This is a genomic window from Methanosphaerula palustris E1-9c (genome assembly GCF_000021965.1).
GTDB lineage: Archaea > Halobacteriota > Methanomicrobia > Methanomicrobiales > Methanospirillaceae > Methanosphaerula > Methanosphaerula palustris.
The window spans coordinates 955,213-976,525 of record NC_011832.1 but is presented as its reverse complement, the minus strand read 5'-3'; the positions used below and the strand labels follow the sequence as shown (position 1 = coordinate 976,525).

Genomic DNA, 21,313 nt, shown 5'->3' with positions numbered 1-21,313 from the left:
GGAGATCCAGCAAGCCGGTTCTATCCCAGCATCGATCTTTTTTCCATCACATTTTCTCAATCCCTGTATCGTCCGGCCATCCCATAGAACCGTGACAAGGTTTAAAGATGAAGAGCGCGGAGTCAGGTCAAAGATGGAGTACTGAACATGATCAAAAAATCAATTGAAGAGGCGCTGAACAAGCAGGTCAACAGGGAGTATTACTCTGCGTACCTGTATCTGTCGATGTCGTCGTACCTTGATTCGATCAACCTGAAAGGGTTCGCCCACTGGTTGCGGGTGCAGGCCCGCGAGGAACTGGCCCATGGCATGAAACTCTACGACCACCTGATCGCGATGAACGGGAGGGCTCTGCTCCAGCCGATCGAGGCGCCGCCTGAGGAGTGGAAGTCGACAGAGGAGGTCTTCGAGCAGGTCTATGATCATGAACAGAAGGTGACCGCGATGATCTCCGCACTGATGGACCTGACCCTCGAGAAGAAAGACTACGCCACGGCAGCGGCGCTCCAGTGGTTTGTGACCGAGCAGATCGAGGAGGAGGGGAACGCTCTGGCGATCCTTGAACAGATCAAAACCGTCGGCGATGTCCCGGGGCATCTCTTCTACCTGGACCACCACCTCGCCAAGCGCGAGTGATCGGCAGTCCCCTTTTATTTTTTGGAAATTCCCTCAGCAAACACAACTGATCAAAAGAAATGATGACACCCTGGCGGGCGCCGATCGTTGGCTGGGTTGTTATAGACCGGGTCGCCAGCATGGTCATGGCGTGGCTGTGCCAACCGGGCGTTTCATTCGAGCCACCAGGTCCGCAAATGTCCAGGTAACGCTTTTCGATAGTTATTCGTTCTGCCGCAATGCGAGGATCGCATACCCGCCGTCCACTGTCTGCACGACCTTTGTTACTTCGCTAAATGTCGTGGTCGGCAGTACACGGTCCAGGACGAGCATTCCCTGACTGTCGAAGACGCGAGCGTGGAAAGAACATCTACCGTTCAGGCCGCAGCTGACGTCGTAACCGGTCCTATCCTCTCCAGGTGGGATGCCAACCGAGAAATATCCCCCGTTCTCCGTCCAGGTGACGGCGATGCTCGCGTCGATAGTGCGATGTTCGAGCTCGCGCCCGTCGCGATCGAGCACCACGTCCACAACGCTGCGATAATAATTTTCCTGCGAGATCCGGATCGGCTGGTACAGTATCCGGTATCCGCGGGGATCCGATTTCATCCTGACCGACCATGGAAAGGAGGTCGCCTCACCGAACTGTATGACCTGGCCGGGCGTCCCCTCGGGGTCGAGACGCAGCACGAGCAGAGGGGTGCTGAAACTGTCGTTCGGAAGCGTACCCTCTCCGGCAAGCAGGAACCCCGCGTCCTCAGGTCCCTCGGTTAAGGATTCCACGCTGGTGAGGCCATGATCGTCGTACTGGCGCTCCCAGTCGATCGCTCCGTCCGGGGCCAGTTTCATCACCATCGCCATTCTCACCATCGTGAAGCGACGGGGGACCTCAAGGAGCGTGGGATGTATGGACGGGTCGGCTGCCTCTGCAAGGATCGGGCCTCCGCTGCTCAGCCCTGTTTCCGTCGTCCTGACCGGGGCCGGAAGGACGGTGCCGACGCCGGCGGTATCGTTCACCGGGACCTGGTACATGATTCGGCCACCCACGAGGCAGCCCCCATCAGAGGTCGACAGGAGCATATATGCCTCCGGGATCCCGGTGGCCCTTTCCCAGAGCATCCGTCCCTCGGGATCGAACCGGACGACGGTTCCGTTCCCGGTGAGCACGGCAGTACCGCCGTCACCTGTCGCTATGACTGCCCTGGCGACGTCCAGTCCATCCGTGACGAATCTCCCCCCATCAATGGCACCATCTTGCGAGAGCCGGATCAGCACAGGTCGGGATGGGCCGAACCGCGAACTCGAATTTTGCGCGGCGATCGCATATCCCCCGCCTGAAATTTCGATCAGATCCAGAGCCGCGTCATCGAATCCATCATCGATGACCCTCGTCCACTCAAGCGAGCAGTCAGGGGTCAGTTTGAGGACCACGATGTCTCTATTGGGGACGTAATCACGGCCAGTACATCCCGCCGACAAACCGAGAACCACCACCAGCATTGCCAGAACAACGGTGCACCATATCCGAGGCATTTCCAGCAAGGTCACTCTCCTCTCCGTCCCGGGATCATCGAATGCATCAATACGGGTAGATGGATTATGTACTTCTTTAAACTGCCCCTGTGCATCTTCCCACCGAGACCACTCGCAGAAGTGGAATGCATGCAATGGAACATTTGAGATGAACGCTCATGAAATAGTGACGATCCTGCACAGTACGCCATGGTCAGACGTACAGGGTCATGCAAAAAGAGATTGCCGGGGATCCCGGTATGGTATCGAAAGACCCGTCAGGGCTGTCGCTTGATGGATATGAGGTCGCCGAACGTCGTCTTCACCTGATCGGCACGCCTCTTTTCGATCGGATCCTCAGGCGAGTCGACCAGCCTGATCAGCAGTTCCTTCTCGATCTTCTTACGCACATCGTCCTCAGGGATCAGGTCGCCCTTCTCGATCTTCTTGATCAGCATCTCCTTCTCTTTTACCGCAAGCGCGAGATCCTTCTGGGACATGCCCCTCGCTGCCCGGGCTTTCCTGATCCGCTCGCCATAGTCATCAACAATCTCCCCGTCCATCATATCAAAGGCATCGCGCCTGTGATGAACAACTGGCGTTGCTTTGGCTCCGGGGACATTCCGCTTCAGTGCAGGTTTCTTTGGCTGCTGCACTTCAACCCCGTATTTGGCACACTGACCACAGACCTCGAGCTCTGCACCTTCAATTCTGACTCGTTTTGCAGAGGGGCCGGTGATCACGGATCCACATAATTCACAATGCATACTACTTCGCAAAAATCTTTATAGTCATTTTCACCTATATATCTATTTGAGAGGGACACGATGGCCGACACCCTGAATCATTTACCTGAACCTCAAAAAGGGGAGGATCTCTATCGGTACCTCCTCGAAAGGGTGACAAACCTGGAGGATCGGAATACGGAACTCCGGGAACAGCTCCGTCAGATCGAAGCTGATAAGCGCTATCTTGAAACCCAGAAGGTACGATACGAACGCGAGGTGCGGAAGTTCAAGGGGGAGATCGAGCAGATGAAGTCCCCGCCCCTCGTGATCGGGACGGTCACCGACCTGATCGATGAGAACAGGGTGATCGTCAGATCGAGCGCTGGCCCACGATTTCTGGTCGGGATATCGCAGAGTCTCAATATCGAAGAGATCAAACCAGGGGCCCGCTGCACCTTAAACCAGCAGTCGCTTGCGATCGTCGAGATACTCCCAACCAACTATGATGCACAGATTTACGGGATGGAGGTGATCGAAGCGCCTTCCGAACGCTATGAGGAGATCGGTGGGCTTGAGAAGCAGATAAACGAGATTCGGGAGGCTGTCGAGTTACCCCTGAAGAAGCCGGAGGTCTTCCGGAAGATGGGGATCGAGCCGCCGAAGGGGGTACTCCTCCATGGGCCGCCCGGAACCGGGAAAACTCTGCTGGCTCGGGCTGTCGCTCACCAGACCGAGGCACACTTTCTCCGGGTGGTCGGGTCTGAACTGGTGCAGAAGTACATCGGCGAGGGGGCCCGGTTGGTCAGGGAGCTCTTCGAACTGGCCAAGAAGAAGAGCCCCTCCATCATCTTCATCGATGAGATCGATGCCATCGGAGCTTCCAGGACCGAGTCGAACACCTCCGGAGACCGCGAGGTGCATCGGACCCTGATGCAGTTGCTGGCCGAGATGGACGGGTTCAGCAACCGTGGGGATGTCCGGATCATCGGGGCCACAAACCGGATCGATATCCTCGACCGCGCCCTCCTTCGGCCGGGACGGTTCGATCGGATCATCGAGATCCCGGCTCCAGATATCGAAGGAAGGGTCTCGATCCTGAATATCCACTGTGCCGGGATGAACATCGACAAAAAAGTCGACATCAGAGATATCGCCACACGGACCGATGGAAAAAACGGGGCAGATCTGCGTTCTATCTGCATGGAAGCAGGGATGTTCGCGATCAGATCGGACCATGAGATGGTGACACTGGAGGATTTTGAACAATCGATCGAAAAATTCTCCAACGACTTTGAACGGGACTCCCTGATCAATACGTCAGGGGCCATGTTTGCATGAAAATGGGATAGGACCGATCATCCCATCCCCAGTCCTATTTTCAAACAGGAGTGCAGAGAACTACTCTTTTGCAGCGTAATGGGTGACGGTTCCATAGGGGACCAGCCGTCCATGGTCCAGCACCGAGACGGCACCGTGACCGCCACAGATCAGGCAGGGCCGTTCTTCCTGACCGCGTGTATGATTCAGGTCGTTCAGGATCTGTACGACCGCCTTCCGTTCGGTCCGGGCCAGGTCGCTATCCACGTTCACCGACGTGACCAGCAGCACCGCGAGGGTGCTGTAGTCTCGCCGGGCCTGGGTGAGGCTGTCGAAGTTGATCACACAGTCGGCCGCGAAGAAGAGTCCTGCCTCTCTGCAGAAGAGGTAGGTCTGCGCATACATATGTCCGCCGAGCCCTTCGAGCACCAGGAACTGCAGGTCGCCGATCGTGACCTCCCCAACAATCGGGAACGGCCCGACCATCCCCTGTGGTTCAGACGAGAAGAGGTGCACGTCCTCGGGAATGGCGAATCTGGAGAAGAGGTTGATCATCGTGGTATAGACCTCCTCGAGGACCGAACCCTCCGATCGGGAGCCGTATGCCCGGTTCGCCTGCCGGATCACCTCCAGTGTCCCGGGATGCATGTAACAGGGAACCGGGAAGAGGCCGGATCCACCACAATGATCAGCATCCGCATGGGTGATGATGATCCGCGTCAGTTTCGAAAGATCGGTGAATCCATACCGTGCTAACATCTGAACAATATCGTCATGGTAGATCCCGAACCCGGTATCGACCAGCACCAGTTCGTCGCCGGTCTTGAAGAGGAAGACGTTCCCCCCGCAGGGCATCTGGAAACAGAAGAGCGTGACCAGATCGCTGACCTGTATCTGCTGAATATCAGAGTAAAAACCCTCTTTGCTCGTCTTATGCAGGGTCTGGCCGGCGGAAAGGACGTTCGCGAAGACCTCCTGGGGGTCCCGCCCCCGGTTCATCAGTTCCTGTACGGTGTGGTTGATGTCATGGAGGAACTGGAGCAGGAACGAGTCGTCCGCTCCATCGCCGATCAGTTCCCGCACCCGCTGGGCGAACCGGACATAGAAGATCGTGTCGTCCAGGTGATGGCCGGTCGGGTCGTACTCGACGACCTCGAGTTTATAGGCTGAACTGAGCTGGCCGAGCAGGTCGTCGACGACCCCGTTCTGGTCCAGGTTCAGGCTGATCGTGACCCGTTCGGGGTGGCGGCCCCGCTCGTCGAAGTCGATGAAGAAGATGTTCGCCCCGCCCTGTCGGACCAGATCGAGGAACGAAGACAGGGCACCTGCCTGGTGCGGCAGGTAGACATACAGTTTCAGGATACGAATCTTGGGCAGCGAGGTCTGAAGCAGGCCGGCCAGGTTCAGGTGATCGAGTACCTGCCGGTACTGCCCGGCGTCCCCGATCACCTCGAAGAAGACCGTCTCTCTGTCGATCCGCTGGTCGTACTGGGTCCGGGTGATGTTCAGCCCGAACTCGGTGATGATCGCAGCGACCCGGTGCAACGCTCCGGGTTCATCGGGAACACGGGCGATAAATGAGAACCTCTCCTCTCTCTCCATCTGTCTCAGAGAGAGTATCGCGCTCCTCTGATAAATGATCAAGGATCAGGACGCACAAACGTCGCCCTTATATCTCTCTGATATGAATTGATAAGAGAGTGCCAATGACCGGGGGGTTGAGTCCAGGAATGAGGCAGTATCAGGCTGCAAAGCAACAGTATCCCGATGCTCTGCTCCTCTTTCGGATGGGCGACTTTTACGAGACGTTCGGTGCGGACGCAGAGATCGTCGCACGCGAACTGGATATTGTACTGACTTCGCGATCATCAGACAGCGCAGGTAAGAAGATTCCGCTCGCAGGGGTTCCTTATCATGCTGCGGACGGGTACATCGCCCGGCTGGTCAGGCGGGGATACAAGGTCGCCGTCGGGGAGCAGGTCGAGGATCCCAAGAAGGCGAAAGGGCTGGTCAGGCGCGAGGTGGTCAGGGTGATCACGCCGGGAACGGTGATCGAGTCGGAGCTGCTCGGGTCGGCCGAGGCCAGAACGCTGGTGGCGGTCGCCCTGGACCGGCGGACAGACCAGATCGGGGTGGCCTCGCTGGACGTCTCGACCGGGGCCTTCTCGGTTCTGGTCACCAGGTCCGGGTCCGACTGCTCGGGTCTCCGGACCGAACTGGCCAGGATCGGCCCGACCGAGGTGATCGTTCCGGCTTCGGCAGACCCGGATCTGATCGCCGCGGCCAGGGAGATCTGCCCGGTGGTAACCCCGTATCCGGACGAGTCCTTCGCACCCGGCACCGCCAACGAACTGCTGAAGCATCACTTCCAGACCGCCACCCTCGAAGGGTTCGGCTGTGCCGGCCTTCCCCTGGCCATCGGGGCGGCCGGGGCGGCGCTCGCCTATGCCCTAGAGATGCATCACGCCCCGCTGACGCATATCACGACCCTCTCGACACGGACCGCGGAAGAGCGGATGGTGCTGGACGAGATCACGCTCAGGAACCTGGAGCTGGTCTCGACGATCCGGGGCGAGGCGAAGGACGGAACACTCCTCAGTGTGCTCGACCGGACCGGCACCTCGATGGGGGCACGGCTGCTCAAGTCCTGTCTGGTCAGCCCGCTGCTCAACCGCGAGCAGATCGAGGAGCGGCTCGATGCGGTCTCGTTCTTCGTCGACCACCCGATGGTCCGCTCCGAGGTCAGGAGTCTGCTTCACCGCTCTGCAGACATCGAACGGATCGCCGGCAGGATCGCCTACGGGAGTGCGACCCCGCGGGACCTGGTCACCCTGAACCGCTCGCTGACCGTCCTCCCGATGATCAGTTCCCTGCTCAGCGACCCGGAGGTGACGGTCCCTGCCGAGGTGGCCACGGCCGTCGCCGGCATCGAGGACCCCGGGTCGATCACGGACCTGATCGAGCGGGCCCTCGTCGACGACCCGCCGGCGAACACCAGGAACGGGGGGATGATCCGGGACGGCTACGACGAGACCCTCGACCACTTCCGGTCTCTCTCGGGGTCGGGGAAGGACTGGATCCTCGACCTGCAGCAGAAGGAGCGGGAACGGACCGGGATCCGGACGCTGAAGATCGCCTACAACCGGGTCTTCGGCTACTACATCGAGGTCACCAAGGCGAACGCCGCGCTGGTTCCGGCCGAGTACGACCGGAAACAGACGACGACCAACGGCGAGCGCTACACCACCCCGGCCCTCAGGGAGCAGGAGCAGCAGATCGCCGAGGCCGAAGAGCACCTGCTGGAACGGGAGACGATGCTCTTTGCAGCACTGCTGACCTCTCTGGCCGGCTCGGTCCCGATGCTCCAGCAGAACGCCGCATCGGTGGCCTGGCTGGACCTCTATTCGGCCCTCGCCGAGGTCGCGGTCCAGGACGGGTTCACCCGTCCGGTGATCATCGACGAACCGAAGGTGCTGATCCGGGGCGGGCGGCACCCGGTCGTCGAGCAGCATGTCGAGGGCGGGTTCATCCCGAACGACACCAGCATGGACGGAGCGGAGGAGCAGATCCTGATCATCACCGGTGCCAACATGGCCGGCAAGTCCACATATATGCGGTCGCTCGCCATCCTCTGCATCATGGCGCAGATGGGCAGTTTCGTCCCGGCCGACCATGCGACGATCGGGCTGGTCGACCGGGTCTTCACCCGGGTCGGGGCGTTCGACGACCTGGCCCGCGGGCAGTCCACCTTCATGGTCGAGATGGTCGAACTGGCCAACATCTTAAACCACGTGACCCCGCAGAGCCTGGTGATCCTGGACGAGATCGGTCGCGGGACATCGACAGTGGACGGATACAGCATCGCCCGGGCCGTCCTCGAGTTCCTGCACGGCAAGGGAAAGAGCGGGCCGCGGACCCTCTTCGCGACCCATTTCCACGAGCTGGTCGACGTCGAGGCGACCTTAAAGCGGGTTCGGAACTATCACCTGGCCGTGCAGGAGACCGGGACCGACGTGATCTTCACCAGGCAGCTGATCCCCGGGGCGACCGACAAGAGTTATGGTATCCATGTCGCCACCCTGGCCGGGGTGCCGAGGAAGGTGACCGACCGGGCGACCGCCATCCTGGCCGAGGTGATGGGAAGGGAGTACAGCACGACCCCGAAGAAGGCCCGGTATACGCAGATGCTGTTGATCAGCCCCGAATCCGAGGCGGTCGAGCACCCGGCCGTCAAGGCCCTCCGGGGGATCAACCCGGACGACCTCACGCCATTGCAGGCCCTGCAGGCGCTCTACGCCCTGAAAGAGCATCTCCGAGGGGGCGGGGTATGAGCGATCAGGTGATCCGGCAGCTCGATCAGGCGACGATCAACCAGATCGCTGCCGGCGAGGTGATCGAGCGGCCGGCCTCGGTGGCGAAGGAACTGATCGAAAATGCGATCGATGCCGGGGCGGACCAGATCCGGTGCGAGGTGACCACCGAGAACGGGGAGATCACCCGGATCCGAATCGTCGACAACGGCCGGGGGATGAGCAGGGAGGACGCGGCGATCGCCTGCCTCCCGCACACCACCAGCAAGTTGCGGACCCTCGACGACCTCTCGACGATTCACACGATGGGGTTCCGGGGTGAGGCGCTCGCCAGTATCGGGGCCGTCTCAGCGATGATGCTGGTGACCCGCCAGAAGGAGAGCACCTCCGGGACCCGGGTCTCGATCCGCGGCGGGGCGATCGACGAGGTGGCCGAGGCCGGGTCTGCTCTCGGAACCACGGTCACCGTCGACGACCTCTTCTATAACACCCCGGCACGGAAGAAGTTCCAGAAGTCACTGAAGACCGAACTCGGCCATCTGTACGGGATCGTCGAGCGGATAGCCCTGGCCAACCCCGGGATCGGGTTCCGGCTGTTGCTGAACCGGCGCGGACGGATCACCACCCAGCGGTCCTCCAACAAGCGCGACACGATCGTCGGACTGTACGGTCCGGAGCTGGCCAGGGGGCTGATCCCGGTCAGTGCGTCAGACGGTCCGGTCCAAATCGAGGGATTCATCTCCCCACCGGCGATCAGCAGGCTCGAACCCTACCAGGTCCACCTGAGCATCAACCGGCGGGACATCTACAACCGGGCCCTCCTGAATGCGATCCGTGAGGGCTACGGAACGCTCCTCCCGAAGGACCGATACCCCGTCGCGTTCCTGGACCTGACGATCGATACCACGCTCGTCGATGTGAACGTCCACCCGGCCAAGCGGCAGGTCAGGCTCGACCAGGAACAGACCGTCACGGCGGCGGTGACGGCCATGATCCGGGCTGCACTCGATGAAGCAGACCTGCTCTATCGGCCGATCACCTATCACCCTGCCGGGCAGAAGGCCGAAGGGGTCGGAGAGACGAACGCACTGTACGCCGGTTCCAGCGGTGCAGCGCGGACAGGAACGCCGGCGCCATCGTCATCACCATCCCCCCGCCGCCTGCAGCAGACCACAGCCCCGAGGCTGCTGACCACCCAGCAGCTCAGGTTGACCAGCCGGCCCGTATCCCCCGAGGAGGGTGCACCCGGCCACAGCAATCTTCCCGAGATGCGGGTGCTCGGCCAGGTGGCGAACACCTATCTGATCGCAGAGACCCCGGACCAGACCCTCTGCCTGATCGATCAGCACGCCGCCCATGAACGGATCCTCTACGACCAGATCCGGCGGAACCGGACCGTCCAGACCCAGGAGCTGATCACCCCGGTGCTGCTGACGGTCACGCTGCAGGAGGCAGAGGCGATCAGGGAGGCGACCCCCATCTTCGAACGAGAGGGGTTTCGGATCGAGGAGTTCGGCAGGGATTCCTTTGCGGTCTCTGCGGTGCCGGTGATCTTCGGACGGATCGAAGACCCCGAACAGGTCAGGGAGATCATCGCCGGGGTGATCGGTGAAGAACCCGGCGATCAGACGGCGACGCGAAATGCGATCACAAGTAGGGTGGCCTGCAGAGGGGCGGTGAAGGCGGGGGCGGCGCTGACGAACGAGCAGGGTGAGCAGTTGCTCGCCCAGCTGGCTGCCACCGAGGATCCGTTCACCTGTCCTCACGGACGACCGACCGTGGTCAGGTTCACCCTGGAGCAACTGGCCGCGCTCTTTCTGCGGACCTGAAGATCGGTCCGGTGTTCATTTTTCAGTGGTTTATTCAGTGATACTGGTAGGAACCGTCCAGTTCCAACTCCAGGTGCTCAAACATCTTCTTCAGCCCCTCGAACTCGTCATGGTTCATCTCAGCCTCGGCCCTCACCAGTTCCAGTTCCTCGCTGAGCCGCCGTATCCGTTCCTCCATCCGGTCGAGGATGAGGCTGTTACTGGACCGTGACGGGGTGAACGAGGGGATCTTCTCCATCCATGAACTATAATACTTTGAGAGGGGGATCATCGCATACTCAAGAAAGGGCTGCATCTTCCGCACCCGTGCCTGCATCGTCAGGATCGGGGCGATCGAGTTCTTCCGGAACTCCCGAAGATTGTTGAGGAGGGGCTCGATGAGGGTCAGAAACAGTAGTTCTCACTGCATCAGACCCGCAACTCCCCGGCCTGCTCCCGAACCACAGGGTCGTCGGCCTCGGTCAGGAACCTGACGATCCTGCAGACCAGGAGAAAAGGTGTGGGATATGCCGATCGATCAACTCCAGCGCCTCGAACTGGGTCTCTGGAGTCCAGGCCTTGATCTCGACGCTTCCCAGAGGTTCTGCTGTTCCTCTTCCTCACCAGAGTCTCCCCACAACCGGTTCCATCTCGTTCATCCCCCTAATCCGAAATACTCATGTAATCCTATATAATCATCGCCTGAAAGATGAGGAGGCAATCAAAAAGGAAGGTTAATATAAACTCCATCAGATGATAGTAGATCATCAGAACGTAACGCCTCTCCAGCGTTCACCTGCCGGCTGCATACTCATCCACAGATGGCAGAGGATAACCTTATGATCACTGTACTCCTTGTTGACGATGAACCCAATCTCCTGGACCTGACCCAACTCTTTCTTGAACAGGATCCCGAGATCAGAGCAATCACCTGCTCATCCGCTTCCGACGCCCTCAAACTTCTTACGGAACGGCAGTTCGACGCCATCGTATCGGACTACGAGATGCCAGAGATCAATGGGATCGAATTTTTGCAGAGATTCCGACAGGCCGGAGGCAAGACCCCGTTCTGTATCTTCACCGGCAGGGGACGCGAACATGTTGCGATCGATGCGCTGAACTCAGGTGCAGACTTCTATCTGCAGAAGGGCGGCGACCCGAAGGCACAGTTTGCCGAACTGAGGAACATGGTCTGGCAGTCGGTGAAGCGGTGGCAGGCCGAACTGGCACTGTTAGAGAGCGAAGAGAAGTACAGGTTTCTCGCAGATTACTCACTCAATGGCGTGATGATCCAGGACTTTACAGGCACGATCCTGTCCGCGAACAGGATGGCCACAGAGATGGTCGGATTCGATGATCCTGCTGCGATGATCGGAAGAAACACCTTTGAGTTCATCGCTCCCGAGTCACAGGGGCAGGTGATCGACGATCTTTCGAACGTGCTGGCCGGGAAGAGCAGGTACGAGGCCCGGTACAGGCTGCAGACCTGCACCGGGAAGAAGCGGTGGGTGAAGTCGATCGGGACGATGATCGAGTACCGGGGGAAACCAGCCAACATCGTCTCTCTTCAGGACATCACGGCAGAGGAGAATTATAAGGAGGCGGGTGTCCACTACGAAGAGCAGTTTACCAGACTCTTCTCCACCCAGAACGACCCGTGTCTGATCACCCGGATTGGAGAGGGGGACCAGGTACTGATTGAAACGGGGAACCGGGCTGCAACGGAACTGCTTGGGTATACCGAAGAGGAACTGCAGCAGATGCCCCTGCACCAGATCCTCCATACATCACTGGACTTCCAGAACCTGGGTGATGAGGACCAGGCGAATGGCGTGATACTGCATCGAAAGGATGGCAATATCGTCCATGCGTTATCGATCGCTCATTCCATCGTCCTGGAGAAGAAGCCGGCGACGATGCTGGTTCTCCAAAAGACAGGGAGCAAATTCCCCTCGTTCAGTGCCAAGGGGAAGGATCTGCATTACCAGGCGATGATGGACTCGATCCTTGCCGGCGTAATGCTGATCGACGCAAAGGATCACCGGATTGTGGATATCAATGCCGCAGCCGCCTGGATGATCGGCACCCCCGCCGAGGAACTGATCGGGTCCCGCTGCCAGGATGCGATCTGCCCGGCCGAGAGGGGACGATGCCCGATCACCGATCTGAAGATGATCATGGACCGTTCTGAACGGGTGCTGATCACAGCTGACGGAACGAGATGTTCGATCCTGAAATCGGTCTCTCCATTCTGGATTCAGGGTCATCAGTACCTCCTCGAATCGTTCGTCGACATCACCGACAGAGTCAAGGCCGAGCATGCGATCAACCAGGCGAACAAGAAACTGAACATACTCTCCAGTGTGACCAGGCATGACATCCTGAACCAGCTGACGGTGCTTCGCGGATATCTGACGCTCACCGAGGACGCAGCAGAGGATGCCGGCATCAGTGAGACGACCGGTCCCTACCTTCGACAGATCGAGAAGGTAGCCCGGACGATCCGGCTGCAGATCGAGTTCACCAGGGACTACCAGGACATCGGGATACAGGCGCCGGGATGGCACCGGATCGGCCTCATCCTCGATTATGTGACATCAAGGCTCGATTCAGGGAAAGTCGTAGTGGAGAATACCATCGGGGGGCTCGAGATCTATGCAGATCCGCTGATCACCGAGGTCTTCTACAACCTGCTGGACAATGCCCTCAGGCATGCCAGACTGTTGACCAGGATCACGGTCTCCTGCAGAGATGTTCCAGAGGGGCTGATCATCTCGGTATCAGATGATGGGAACGGGATTCCTCTAAAAGAGAAGGAGAAGATCTTTGAACGGGGGTTCGGGAAGAATACCGGGTACGGGCTCTTCATCATCCGTGACATCCTGGACATCACCGGGATCACCATCCAGGAGACCGGAACCTTCGGCGAGGGGGCGCAGTTCGATCTGTTGATCCCTGAAGGAGCGTTCAGATTCGTCGATCATAAGGATGAGGGTCACACCATCCAGCCGGATCAGAGTGATATCCCGGGAACGCCATACAGATCAGAAAGGAGAGAGACCGAGCCCCGTTCAGAGCGGTCATCTCCAGAAGGGAAATGATGTCCGAAGGGAATGAAGGGAATTACTGTAAGATCTGCGGCGGGCTGCCACCCTCTGAAACCAAACAGATCGTCGTCGAAGGAAAGCCGACCGGGATCGACCGGCTCGATGAGATCATTAAATCAGTCAGGCGACTCGATCTGCACGATGAAGCGGCGATCATCGAAGCGCTGCTCGAACGGACCAGGGTCTACAACTATGTCCCGACCAGGAAGACGGCAGCGTACGGGCAGGGGCTGTTCGAAGCCTACCTGGAATGAAGATGGGCGACCGGAAACGTTCTTCTGATCAGATGTCATTCTCTCTTTTGTTCAGGCGATACTATCGATCGATGTTCCCAGTGTAAGAGACCCGTCCAGCAGGAATGGAAGATCTGCCCCTACTGCAGAGGAGACCTGCGGGAGGTCCCGACAGGGCTGGACAATCATCCACAGGCCGCGATGAGGGTCTGTGCCTACTGCGGAACAGAATCTCCTGCCGACAGCGGCAACTACTGTCAGTCGTGCGGGTTTCGGATCAGGGCCGTCCTCTCCCCAGAACCGAGAATACCGCCGGCCCGTCCATCCACCAGCAGGCGCCGGCCGCACCCTCACCGGATGGGGGGGCTGCTGTTCATCGCGGCGATCCTCCTCGTCACCCTCTTTGCCGGACCACTGCTCCAGGCTGTTCTCACTCAGGATCCCACAGGGGATACCCTCACCCAGACGGCGATGAACCTTCAGGTCGCCACCATCGCCCAGGTGACGCCTGGTGATCCAAATATCCTGAACGGGACGCTCACCTATGTCCTCCGCGGCGGGATCCTCGACAACGGGCAGGGGACGATCCCCTTCCAGGTCCATCGCTCGGCGTACCAGAAGACAACCGCCGAGGAGATTCAGTATTATGGAGACGAGCAGCGGTACTACCAGCAGATCCTCAATGACCCGGTGCAGCGGCCCGACCTTGCGGCTCTCGCAGCAGAGATCCGGTCGATCACCGACGATCCAGAGGATCAGGCCAGGATTGCAATCAGTGCGGTTCAGCATATTCCGTACGATACCGCCAAGGCAGAACTCAACACCACGGACCGGCGGGACCGGTACCCGCTCGAAGTGCTGTACGACGATCAGGGGCTCTGCGGGGAGAAGTCGGTGCTGCTCGCGTCGCTCCTCCGGGATCTCGGGTTCGGGGTCGCGCTCTTCGAGTTCAAGAGCGAGCGGCACATGGCCGTGGGGATCCGGTGCCCGACCGGGTACGACTTCGCCGGCTCTGGTTACGCGTTCGTCGAGTCGACCGAGCCCTCGATCATCACCGACAGCAGCGGAAACTACGCAGGTGTCGGAAAACTTTCCTCCACCCCGACGGTGATCCCACTCGCCGACGGGGCTGCGTTCACCAGCATCGCTGATGAGTCAGCCGATGCGAAAGAGTGGCGGGGGTTGCAGAGTATGGGGAGGACCCTCGATGAGTATCATTACGCCCAGTATCTGCTGCTGAAGAAGAAGTACGGACTGGTGACCACCGGCAGTTAGGAACGGAGAACCGCCGTCATAAAAGTGGGGAGACTCTGAGAGAGCCGACGAGTGCCAACCCCGTCAGAGCTTCCGATAGTAGATCCCCTGGTCTCTGCAGACTTCCTGGTCGACCATCCCCCGGACATCGATCAGCACCGGGTGATCGTTCATCAGCGCCCGGATCGTCTCCACCGGCATCTGCCTGAACTGCTGATGGGCGACGGCGATGATCACCGCGTCCATCTTCTGATCGAGGTTCGGCAGCGGGATGGCCCCAAAGTGTTCGATCACCGTGTCGGAGAGGAGCGGGTCGTAGCCGTAGACCTGGACATCGAACTCCTTGAGTTCGTGGACCATATTCTCGACCGGGGATTCCCGGATGTCGGCCACATCCTCCTTGTAGGTCAGGCCCATGATCAGCACCTTCGATCCGTTGATCGTCTTGCCGACCTTGTTCAAGCCCTTCACGGCGAGATCGGCGACGTACTTCGGCATCGAATCGTTGATCGACCGGCCGGCGAGGATCACCTGAGCGTGATATCCGACCTCCTTCGCCCGTTTGACCAGGTAATAGGGGTCCACCGGGATGCAGTGACCGCCGACCATTCCCGGACGGTAGTGATGGAAGTTCCACTTCGTGCCGGCGGCCTTCAGCACCTCCTCGGTATCGATGTCGAGCCTGGAGAAGATCATCGAGAGTTCGTTCATCAGCGCGATGTTGAGGTCCCGCTGGACGTTCTCGATCACCTTCGACGCCTCGGCGGTCCGGATGTTCGGGGCGGGATAGACGTTGGTGACCAGGCCGTACAACTCTGTCAGGGCCTCGAGGGTCGGTGCGTCCATTCCGGAGACGACCTTGTTGATCCGTGCGAGGACGTGCTCTTCATCACCCGGATTGATCCGCTCGGGGGAGTAGCCGATCGCAAAGTCCTTCCCGCAGACCATGCCCGACTCCCGTTCCAGGATGGGGCCCATGATCCCCTCGGTCACGCCCGGATAGACCGTCGACTCCAGTACGACGATGGCTCCCTTCTTCAGGTTCTTTCCGACCGTCTTCGCCGACGACTCGACCGGCTCGAGGTCGGGGTCCTTCGCTTTATTCACCGGGGTCGGGACGGCGATGATCACAAAGTCTGCCTCTCTGATCCGGGCGGGGTCGGTCGTCGCCTCGATCCGATTCCCCTCGGTCGCGTTCAGTTCGTCGACCTTCTTCTGGTCTCTGCGAAACCCGATCGTCCGGAGATGCTGGGAGAAGTCTTCTGCGAGCGGCAGTCCGACATATCCGAGACCGACGACACAGACGGTCTTATCAGAAATTGTATGTGAAACCATGCTTAAACTCCATCAATGAGAATGAAAGATCATTGTCTGCCTCTGTTATAATAGGACGGTATTTGTTTCGGCTTTCCAATCGCCTGGTGACGGCCGGCCGGATCTTCCTCCCCGAACGATTGTATTATCAGGCGAGAGCGAGATGAAAGGCTATGTCACCGAGACCACGACCGGATCGCCAGCCGGATTATCCAAAGACTCCGCAGGCCGCTACCAGCCCGGACGAGATCAGGCATATCGAACTGGACCAGCACCATCCCCAGGACCACCATATGCCCCAGCTCCCGCACCATCCCCAGCACATGTCGGTGTTGCCGCCCCAGCATGACACCCATACCAAGCCAGAGGCCGATGAATTTCCTCCTCATACCAACCAGCCCGAGCCGATCAAACCTGAGAAGAAGATCACCAGGACCGGCATCGAACACTGACAGGGGATCCCTTCTCTTTTTTTATCCGACCAGCGGTGCAGTCGTCATTATGAAGAGTGACGGCACACAGGTACTCGGAAGAACCCGATAGCGCTTGCTGCTATCCGGGGGGTGCTGTGTGGATACCGTGTTGATCGTTGGGGGAGGGCCGGCCGGGCTCTTCTGTGGACTGCAGGCGGCTGGAGTGGGACGGCGGATCGTCGTCCTTGAGAAGAAGAACGCATGCGGGAGAAAACTGCTGATCACCGGGACCGGACAGTGCAACCTGACGCATGGCGGGGCGGTCAGCGAGTTTCTCCCGCACTACGGGGACCACGGCACGTTTCTGCGGCCGGCCCTGATGAACTTCAATAACCTCGACCTGATCCGATTCTTCGCCGACCACGGGGTCCGGACGATCACCGAACCGCAGGGGAAGGTCTTTCCCGAGTCGAGGAAGGCGACCGAGGTGCTGGACGCCCTGCTGAACTGCTGCCGGGAACGAGGCGTGGAGGTCCGGTGCAACGAACCGGTGCAGGAGGTCCGTCGGGAGCAGGACGGGTTCCTGGTCCGGACGGAGGCCAGCACCTACCATGCGGACTCGCTGGTCATCGCCACCGGGGGGGCGTCCTACCCGGCCACCGGCTCCACCGGGGACGGCTACCGGATCGCCGGGAGCCTCGGCCACACGATCGCTCCCGTCGCCCCGGCCCTGGCGGCGGTGATGGTCGACGGCTACCCGTTCGCCGACCTCTCAGGGATCTCCTTTGCCGGGGTGACGATCTCCCTGTTCAGGGATACAAAACGAGTCAGGCAGCATACCGGCGACCTGCTGCTGACCCATCACGGCCTCTCCGGCCCCGGGATCCTCGACCTCTCCCGGCACATCCTCCCCGGCGACGAACTGAAGGTCTCGTTTCTGCCCGACATGAACCGGGACGGGGTTGCCGGCGACCTGAACGCCCGGATCGCAGCGAACGGCACCCGGCTGGTCAGGACCGTCCTCGCCGAGTACCAACTCCCCGAACGGCTGGTGCGGAGACTGGTGGAGATGGCCGGCATCCCTGCGGATATGACGGCGGCGCATCTCGCAAAAGAGGGGCGGAAGCACCTGATCACCCTGCTCACCGAGTGCCCGTTCGTCGTGAAGAACCTCGAGGGGTTTGAGGCGGCGATGGTGACGAGGGGCGGGGTGGATCTCTCAGAGGTGAACGCGAAGACGATGGAGTCCCGGCTCGTCCCGCATCTCTTCTTCGCCGGGGAGGTGCTCGACATCGACGGGGACACCGGCGGCTACAACCTCCAGGCCGCGTTCTCCACCGGGGCGCTGGCCGCCAAAAAGATCGCGGCCGGCACCCGCCGGTGACGTCTCCCCGCCCTTCACTTCTCCCGCGGTTCCTGCACCGGGGCGACAGGGATCTCTCCTCTCTTCGACCGGCGCCACCGGTAGACCCCGTACACTGCCCCCCCGACGATGAAGAGGGGGAGCAGGGTCAGAAAGGCGATGATCAGCCACTCGATCATACCGAAGAACCCGGCGATCCCCGTATTGATCGTATCGATGATGCTGTTGCCGGAACTCCCGCCGATCGGGGCCGGCTCTTTAAGGTTCACCGTGATGGTCGAGAGAGCGGTCCGGTTGTTCAGGACTCGCAGCCTTCCCTCCAGCCGGTCCAGATTGGTCTGGACCCGGTCGATCTGCTCCTGCACGGCGATGATGTCCTCCACCTTCACGCTCTTCTTCATCAGTTCGTTGTACTGCGTCAGCTGGTTCTGGTAGGAGGTCTTCTGGGCGTTGAGGTCGACGTAATCAGCGGTCACGTCCTCGCCGCTCTGTGAGACGGACTGGACGTTCCCGGCCGCCTTCACGTCAGCAAGGGCGTTCTCGAACGCCGCGGCCGGCACTCGGAAGACGACCTTCGCCGAGCGGGTCTCGCCCTGCGTGGTGAGACTGGACGAGGCGAGGTACCCCCCTCGCCCGGCCGCGATGGTCTTCAAGGTGTCGACGGCCGTCAGGACGTCTTTCACCTCCAGGCCCACCTGGGCGGTATAGACGATCTTCTGATCGACCACGACACCGGTCTCCGCGGTATTGGCGCTGGAGACCGAATCCGAAGCCGCCGTCGACACCGGGGCCACCGCTTTCTGATCGCTGGTCGTCCCGACGTATACATCGGTCACCGGCGGACTGGCTCCACTGGATCCCGCGTTGTTGACCGGGTACGTCATGCACCCTGCCACTACCAGGCCGATCACCAGGATCACCAGCGCTGGCACCCACACCACTCGTCTGTCCATAGTGATGATGACCGTGTCGAATAGTTATAGTCCTTTCTCCGGGATGGAGGAAGATGAGACGGGCAGGTCCAGACCGGACCTGTCCGACCCAGAAAAGGTGTCGAATAGGATGAAATCTCTTCGTATGAAATTGATTCAGATGCTCTCGATTAAGATATTGTGGCTGGTTCTCCAGTGGTACTGCTGATCTGGTTCTGGATCTGCAGACTGTGCTTGATCCGCCGGATCTTCACGATGACGCTGGTATGAGGGCGTCCCTGCGATCAGACTGGCGATGAATGTCCCTGCTTTCCGTTCTGATACGCTCTCGGGTCGTCGACAGGATGCTCGTTGTGGGAGAATTATCCTGAACTTCTCCCCGTATCCTGCGGACGAAACTCGGAGTGAGCTGTGGTAATGAACTGCCGGAGGTGCGGTGGTTCTCGTTGAGAGACCTCCTGTGCAGGTTACCACATCAACCTGTTGCCGGCGGTGCCATATATATTCCCGGGATATGATCGGGCATACTCCTCTCTTCATCGGTCCATTCCCTGGACCAGTCGGTCAAGAAAATGAACCGGGCGGTCGTATGGGGTGCCGGCATCGAGGGTTCCTCTGAAAAGTGCCGATGAGAACCGGATCCCGATGAGCCAGTCTGCCCTTTCTCTCTGGTGGCATCAGGTTTCTGCTGGAAAAAATTTTGTTTTCATATCCGTTGCCACCCCGGGCCTCTCCAGCAGTCAGTGGCAGGAGGACCATCAGTACAGAAAGGACCACGCCACATACGAGAGGACAACCATAACACAGACCAGTACTATCAGGATTTTGTACCCGCACCTCTCGCAGATACCAAAGAAGGAGCGGTCGCATTCGGGACAGTACTCAGAGGAACATACCCTGCATGTTTGTAATGGTCCCGGGTGTTCGTGGTTTTCGATCAGTTCCTGTTCGGTCATAGGTGATGGTATGGCTGCCGAACGGATATATTCTGTCGAAGAGTTGAAGGCTGTCGGGAATTCACCATCCCCGTTGTCGCGGTATCCCGTTCTTCCAGCCGGCTATCGATCGACACGGCACGGACCGATGCGGGTCGGTTCCCCGCCTCCACTCACAGTCGACCGCCTTCCGTTCGCCTGGCGAGATGACGGCGGGCCGGCGGTTCTTCGGAAGAACCATTCATTGCTCCCGTACTCTTTCCGAAAATTCTATTCCTTCACCTCACGTTCCCCCCAATACTCATCACTAAAATACCATCATCCCCAACTATGCAGTACCAATCCCTCACAAACCATGGCACCGGTGACCCTCCACAACAGCACATTCTATCATGGCGACTGTATCAGCGGGGCGGCTGCCGCCATCCCCGATAATTCTGTGGACCTGATCATCACCGATCCCCCCTACGGGATCAACGGGGACAAACTCCACCGGCATTACAACCGGAACGAGGCGTTCGTGGTCGACGGGTATATTGAGATTCCCCAGAGCGAGTACGCCGATTTCAGCGTGAACTGGATCAGAGAGGCCGAGCGGGTGCTCCGGCCGGGGGGTTCGATCTACATCGTTTCAGGGTATACCAACCTGGTCGACATCCTCAACGCCCTCCGGGGGACCAGTCTCACCGAGGTCAACCACATCATCTGGAAGTACTCCTTTGGGGTCTTCACCCGGCAGAAGTTCGTCTCGTCCCACTACCACATCCTCTTCTATGAGAAACCGGGCGGCCGGCGGACGTTCAATCTCGAATCACGGTTCGGGCTCGTGGAGAAGACCGGGGACGGCCGGTCCTGCAATAATGCCGACCGGGAGGATGTCTGGGTCATCAACCGGGAGTACAAGCCCAGCCAGGTCAAGAATAAGAACGAGCTCCCGTTCAAACTGCTCGCAAAGATGATCCAGTACAGCAGCAATGAAGGCGACCTGGTGGCGGACTTCTTCCTCGGGGGTTTCTCGACGGCGAAGGTGGCCATCGGTCTGAACCCGCCGGGCGGTCGGGTTCGAGATCTCCAGACAGATGTACGATACCGAGATCAGGGAGCTGGAGCGGATCTCCCCGGGCTATCTGATCCCCACGCTCAGGACACCCACCATCAGGGAGACGAAGAACCGCGGTCGACCGTGGACCGAGGAGGAGTCTGCCCGGCTCGCCCGGCGGTTCGCTGCCCTCCGGGATGAGGGGAAGACCAGAACAGAGACGCTGGCCGAACTGGGGGAGGAGTTCGGACGGGGGCGATGGGCCCTTGAGAAGGCTCTGAAGAAGCGGGATCCGAAGTAGGGGAAACAGTCACGGGAAGGCGGATCCTCCGATCGTCCAGAACAGTAATCTTTCTTTTTCTTCGATCAGCAGAACGGCCGGCCCTCCGTCCCGGGTTCCCGGATCCACATCCCAAGCGCGTGTTACGGGAGG

At 59.7% G+C, this 21,313-nt stretch carries 17 protein-coding genes; 10 read left to right on the top strand and 7 right to left on the bottom strand.

Annotation, left to right across the window (positions count from 1 at the left end):
* The first annotated feature begins 147 nt into the window (after positions 1–147).
* On the top strand, positions 148–636 hold the full coding sequence (locus MPAL_RS04695) for a ferritin (protein ID WP_012617611.1): 489 nt from the start codon (positions 148–150) through the stop codon (positions 634–636).
* A gap of 201 nt (positions 637–837) precedes the next feature.
* On the opposite strand, the gene MPAL_RS04690 is transcribed toward MPAL_RS04695, so the two are convergent.
* Together MPAL_RS04690 and MPAL_RS04685 are read right to left on the bottom strand one after the other, a co-directional pair.
* The gene (locus tag MPAL_RS04690; protein ID WP_148208142.1) at positions 838–2,148 is read right to left on the bottom strand and encodes a hypothetical protein; all 1,311 of its coding nucleotides are present in this window, start codon (positions 2,146–2,148) and stop codon (positions 838–840) included.
* 257 nt (positions 2,149–2,405) lie between these two features.
* Positions 2,406–2,870: a multiprotein bridging factor aMBF1 gene (locus tag MPAL_RS04685; RefSeq protein WP_236610431.1), complete on the bottom strand. Its 465-nt coding sequence runs from the start codon at positions 2,868–2,870 to the stop codon at positions 2,406–2,408.
* Positions 2,871–2,954: 84 nt separating this feature from the next.
* On the opposite strand from MPAL_RS04685, the gene MPAL_RS04680 reads away from it, so the two are divergent.
* The gene (locus MPAL_RS04680) at positions 2,955–4,193 is read left to right on the top strand and encodes a proteasome-activating nucleotidase (RefSeq protein ID WP_012617608.1); all 1,239 of its coding nucleotides are present in this window, start codon (positions 2,955–2,957) and stop codon (positions 4,191–4,193) included.
* 60 nt (positions 4,194–4,253) lie between these two features.
* On the opposite strand, the gene MPAL_RS04675 is transcribed toward MPAL_RS04680, so the two are convergent.
* A complete protein-coding gene (locus MPAL_RS04675) occupies positions 4,254–5,774 on the bottom strand; it encodes an MBL fold metallo-hydrolase (RefSeq protein ID WP_012617607.1) in 1,521 nt (506 codons plus the stop codon).
* Between the two features lie 104 nt (positions 5,775–5,878).
* Between MPAL_RS04675 and mutS the strand changes: the two genes are divergently transcribed.
* Together mutS and mutL are read left to right on the top strand one after the other, a co-directional pair.
* Entirely contained in the window at positions 5,879–8,503 is a 2,625-nt protein-coding gene (gene mutS, locus MPAL_RS04670) for a DNA mismatch repair protein MutS (RefSeq protein ID WP_012617606.1), read from the top strand.
* Positions 8,500–10,311: a DNA mismatch repair endonuclease MutL gene (gene mutL, locus MPAL_RS04665; RefSeq protein ID WP_012617605.1), complete on the top strand. Its 1,812-nt coding sequence runs from the start codon at positions 8,500–8,502 to the stop codon at positions 10,309–10,311. Before mutS ends, mutL begins: the two co-directional genes overlap by 4 nt.
* Positions 10,312–10,345: 34 nt before the next feature.
* Here mutL and MPAL_RS04660 read toward each other — a convergent pair whose 3' ends face one another.
* Complete coding sequence (locus MPAL_RS04660; RefSeq protein WP_012617604.1) at positions 10,346–10,627, bottom strand: hypothetical protein; 282 nt, start codon at positions 10,625–10,627, stop codon at positions 10,346–10,348.
* A gap of 502 nt (positions 10,628–11,129) precedes the next feature.
* Here MPAL_RS04660 and MPAL_RS14280 point away from each other — a divergent pair.
* Genes MPAL_RS14280 through MPAL_RS14275 form a run of 3 tightly spaced genes read left to right on the top strand, consistent with a single transcriptional unit; the run spans position 11,130 to position 14,905 of the window.
* Positions 11,130–13,391, top strand: coding sequence for a PAS domain S-box protein (locus MPAL_RS14280; RefSeq protein ID WP_012617603.1), 2,262 nt, complete (start codon positions 11,130–11,132; stop codon positions 13,389–13,391).
* Positions 13,388–13,651, top strand: coding sequence for an NAC family transcription factor (locus MPAL_RS04650; RefSeq protein ID WP_236610429.1), 264 nt, complete (start codon positions 13,388–13,390; stop codon positions 13,649–13,651). The genes MPAL_RS14280 and MPAL_RS04650 overlap by 4 nt, the downstream gene beginning before the upstream one ends.
* 24 nt (positions 13,652–13,675) lie before the next feature.
* A complete protein-coding gene (locus MPAL_RS14275; RefSeq protein ID WP_330217443.1) occupies positions 13,676–14,905 on the top strand; it encodes a double zinc ribbon domain-containing protein in 1,230 nt (409 codons plus the stop codon).
* A 63-nt stretch (positions 14,906–14,968) separates the two neighbouring features.
* Here MPAL_RS14275 and MPAL_RS04640 read toward each other — a convergent pair whose 3' ends face one another.
* Positions 14,969–16,219 (bottom strand): nucleotide sugar dehydrogenase, encoded by a 1,251-nt coding sequence (locus MPAL_RS04640; protein ID WP_012617600.1) that lies wholly within the window; start codon positions 16,217–16,219, stop codon positions 14,969–14,971.
* Between the two features lie 152 nt (positions 16,220–16,371).
* On the opposite strand from MPAL_RS04640, the gene MPAL_RS15720 reads away from it, so the two are divergent.
* Together MPAL_RS15720 and MPAL_RS04630 are read left to right on the top strand one after the other, a co-directional pair.
* Positions 16,372–16,650, top strand: a complete 279-nt coding sequence (locus MPAL_RS15720) for a hypothetical protein (RefSeq protein ID WP_012617599.1) — start codon at positions 16,372–16,374, stop codon at positions 16,648–16,650.
* Positions 16,651–16,768: 118 nt separating this feature from the next.
* Positions 16,769–17,995: a BaiN/RdsA family NAD(P)/FAD-dependent oxidoreductase gene (locus MPAL_RS04630; RefSeq protein ID WP_012617598.1), complete on the top strand. Its 1,227-nt coding sequence runs from the start codon at positions 16,769–16,771 to the stop codon at positions 17,993–17,995.
* 14 nt (positions 17,996–18,009) lie between these two features.
* Here MPAL_RS04630 and MPAL_RS04625 read toward each other — a convergent pair whose 3' ends face one another.
* A complete protein-coding gene (locus MPAL_RS04625) occupies positions 18,010–18,927 on the bottom strand; it encodes a DUF4349 domain-containing protein (protein WP_012617597.1) in 918 nt (305 codons plus the stop codon).
* 996 nt (positions 18,928–19,923) lie between these two features.
* On the bottom strand, positions 19,924–20,082 hold the full coding sequence (locus MPAL_RS16185; RefSeq protein WP_158303632.1) for a hypothetical protein: 159 nt from the start codon (positions 20,080–20,082) through the stop codon (positions 19,924–19,926).
* Between the two features lie 114 nt (positions 20,083–20,196).
* On the opposite strand from MPAL_RS16185, the gene MPAL_RS04620 reads away from it, so the two are divergent.
* Complete coding sequence (locus MPAL_RS04620) at positions 20,197–21,081, top strand: DNA-methyltransferase (RefSeq protein ID WP_012617596.1); 885 nt, start codon at positions 20,197–20,199, stop codon at positions 21,079–21,081.
* The last annotated feature ends 232 nt before the right edge of the window (positions 21,082–21,313 follow it).

Coding starts and splice junctions, on each gene's coding strand:
- MPAL_RS04695 (WP_012617611.1), top strand. CDS start 148: ATGATCAAAAAATCAATTGAAGAGGCGCTGAACAAGCAGGTCAACAGG.
- MPAL_RS04690 (WP_148208142.1), bottom strand. CDS start 2,148: ATGCCTCGGATATGGTGCACCGTTGTTCTGGCAATGCTGGTGGTGGTT.
- MPAL_RS04680 (WP_012617608.1), top strand. CDS start 2,955: ATGGCCGACACCCTGAATCATTTACCTGAACCTCAAAAAGGGGAGGAT.
- MPAL_RS04675 (WP_012617607.1), bottom strand. CDS start 5,774: ATGGAGAGAGAGGAGAGGTTCTCATTTATCGCCCGTGTTCCCGATGAA.
- mutS (WP_012617606.1), top strand. CDS start 5,879: ATGACCGGGGGGTTGAGTCCAGGAATGAGGCAGTATCAGGCTGCAAAG.
- mutL (WP_012617605.1), top strand. CDS start 8,500: ATGAGCGATCAGGTGATCCGGCAGCTCGATCAGGCGACGATCAACCAG.
- MPAL_RS04660 (WP_012617604.1), bottom strand. CDS start 10,627: ATGCAGGCACGGGTGCGGAAGATGCAGCCCTTTCTTGAGTATGCGATG.
- MPAL_RS14280 (WP_012617603.1), top strand. CDS start 11,130: ATGATCACTGTACTCCTTGTTGACGATGAACCCAATCTCCTGGACCTG.
- MPAL_RS04650 (WP_236610429.1), top strand. CDS start 13,388: ATGATGTCCGAAGGGAATGAAGGGAATTACTGTAAGATCTGCGGCGGG.
- MPAL_RS04640 (WP_012617600.1), bottom strand. CDS start 16,219: ATGGTTTCACATACAATTTCTGATAAGACCGTCTGTGTCGTCGGTCTC.
- MPAL_RS15720 (WP_012617599.1), top strand. CDS start 16,372: ATGTCACCGAGACCACGACCGGATCGCCAGCCGGATTATCCAAAGACT.
- MPAL_RS04625 (WP_012617597.1), bottom strand. CDS start 18,927: ATGGACAGACGAGTGGTGTGGGTGCCAGCGCTGGTGATCCTGGTGATC.
- MPAL_RS16185 (WP_158303632.1), bottom strand. CDS start 20,082: ATGGTTCTTCCGAAGAACCGCCGGCCCGCCGTCATCTCGCCAGGCGAA.
- MPAL_RS04620 (WP_012617596.1), top strand. CDS start 20,197: ATGGCACCGGTGACCCTCCACAACAGCACATTCTATCATGGCGACTGT.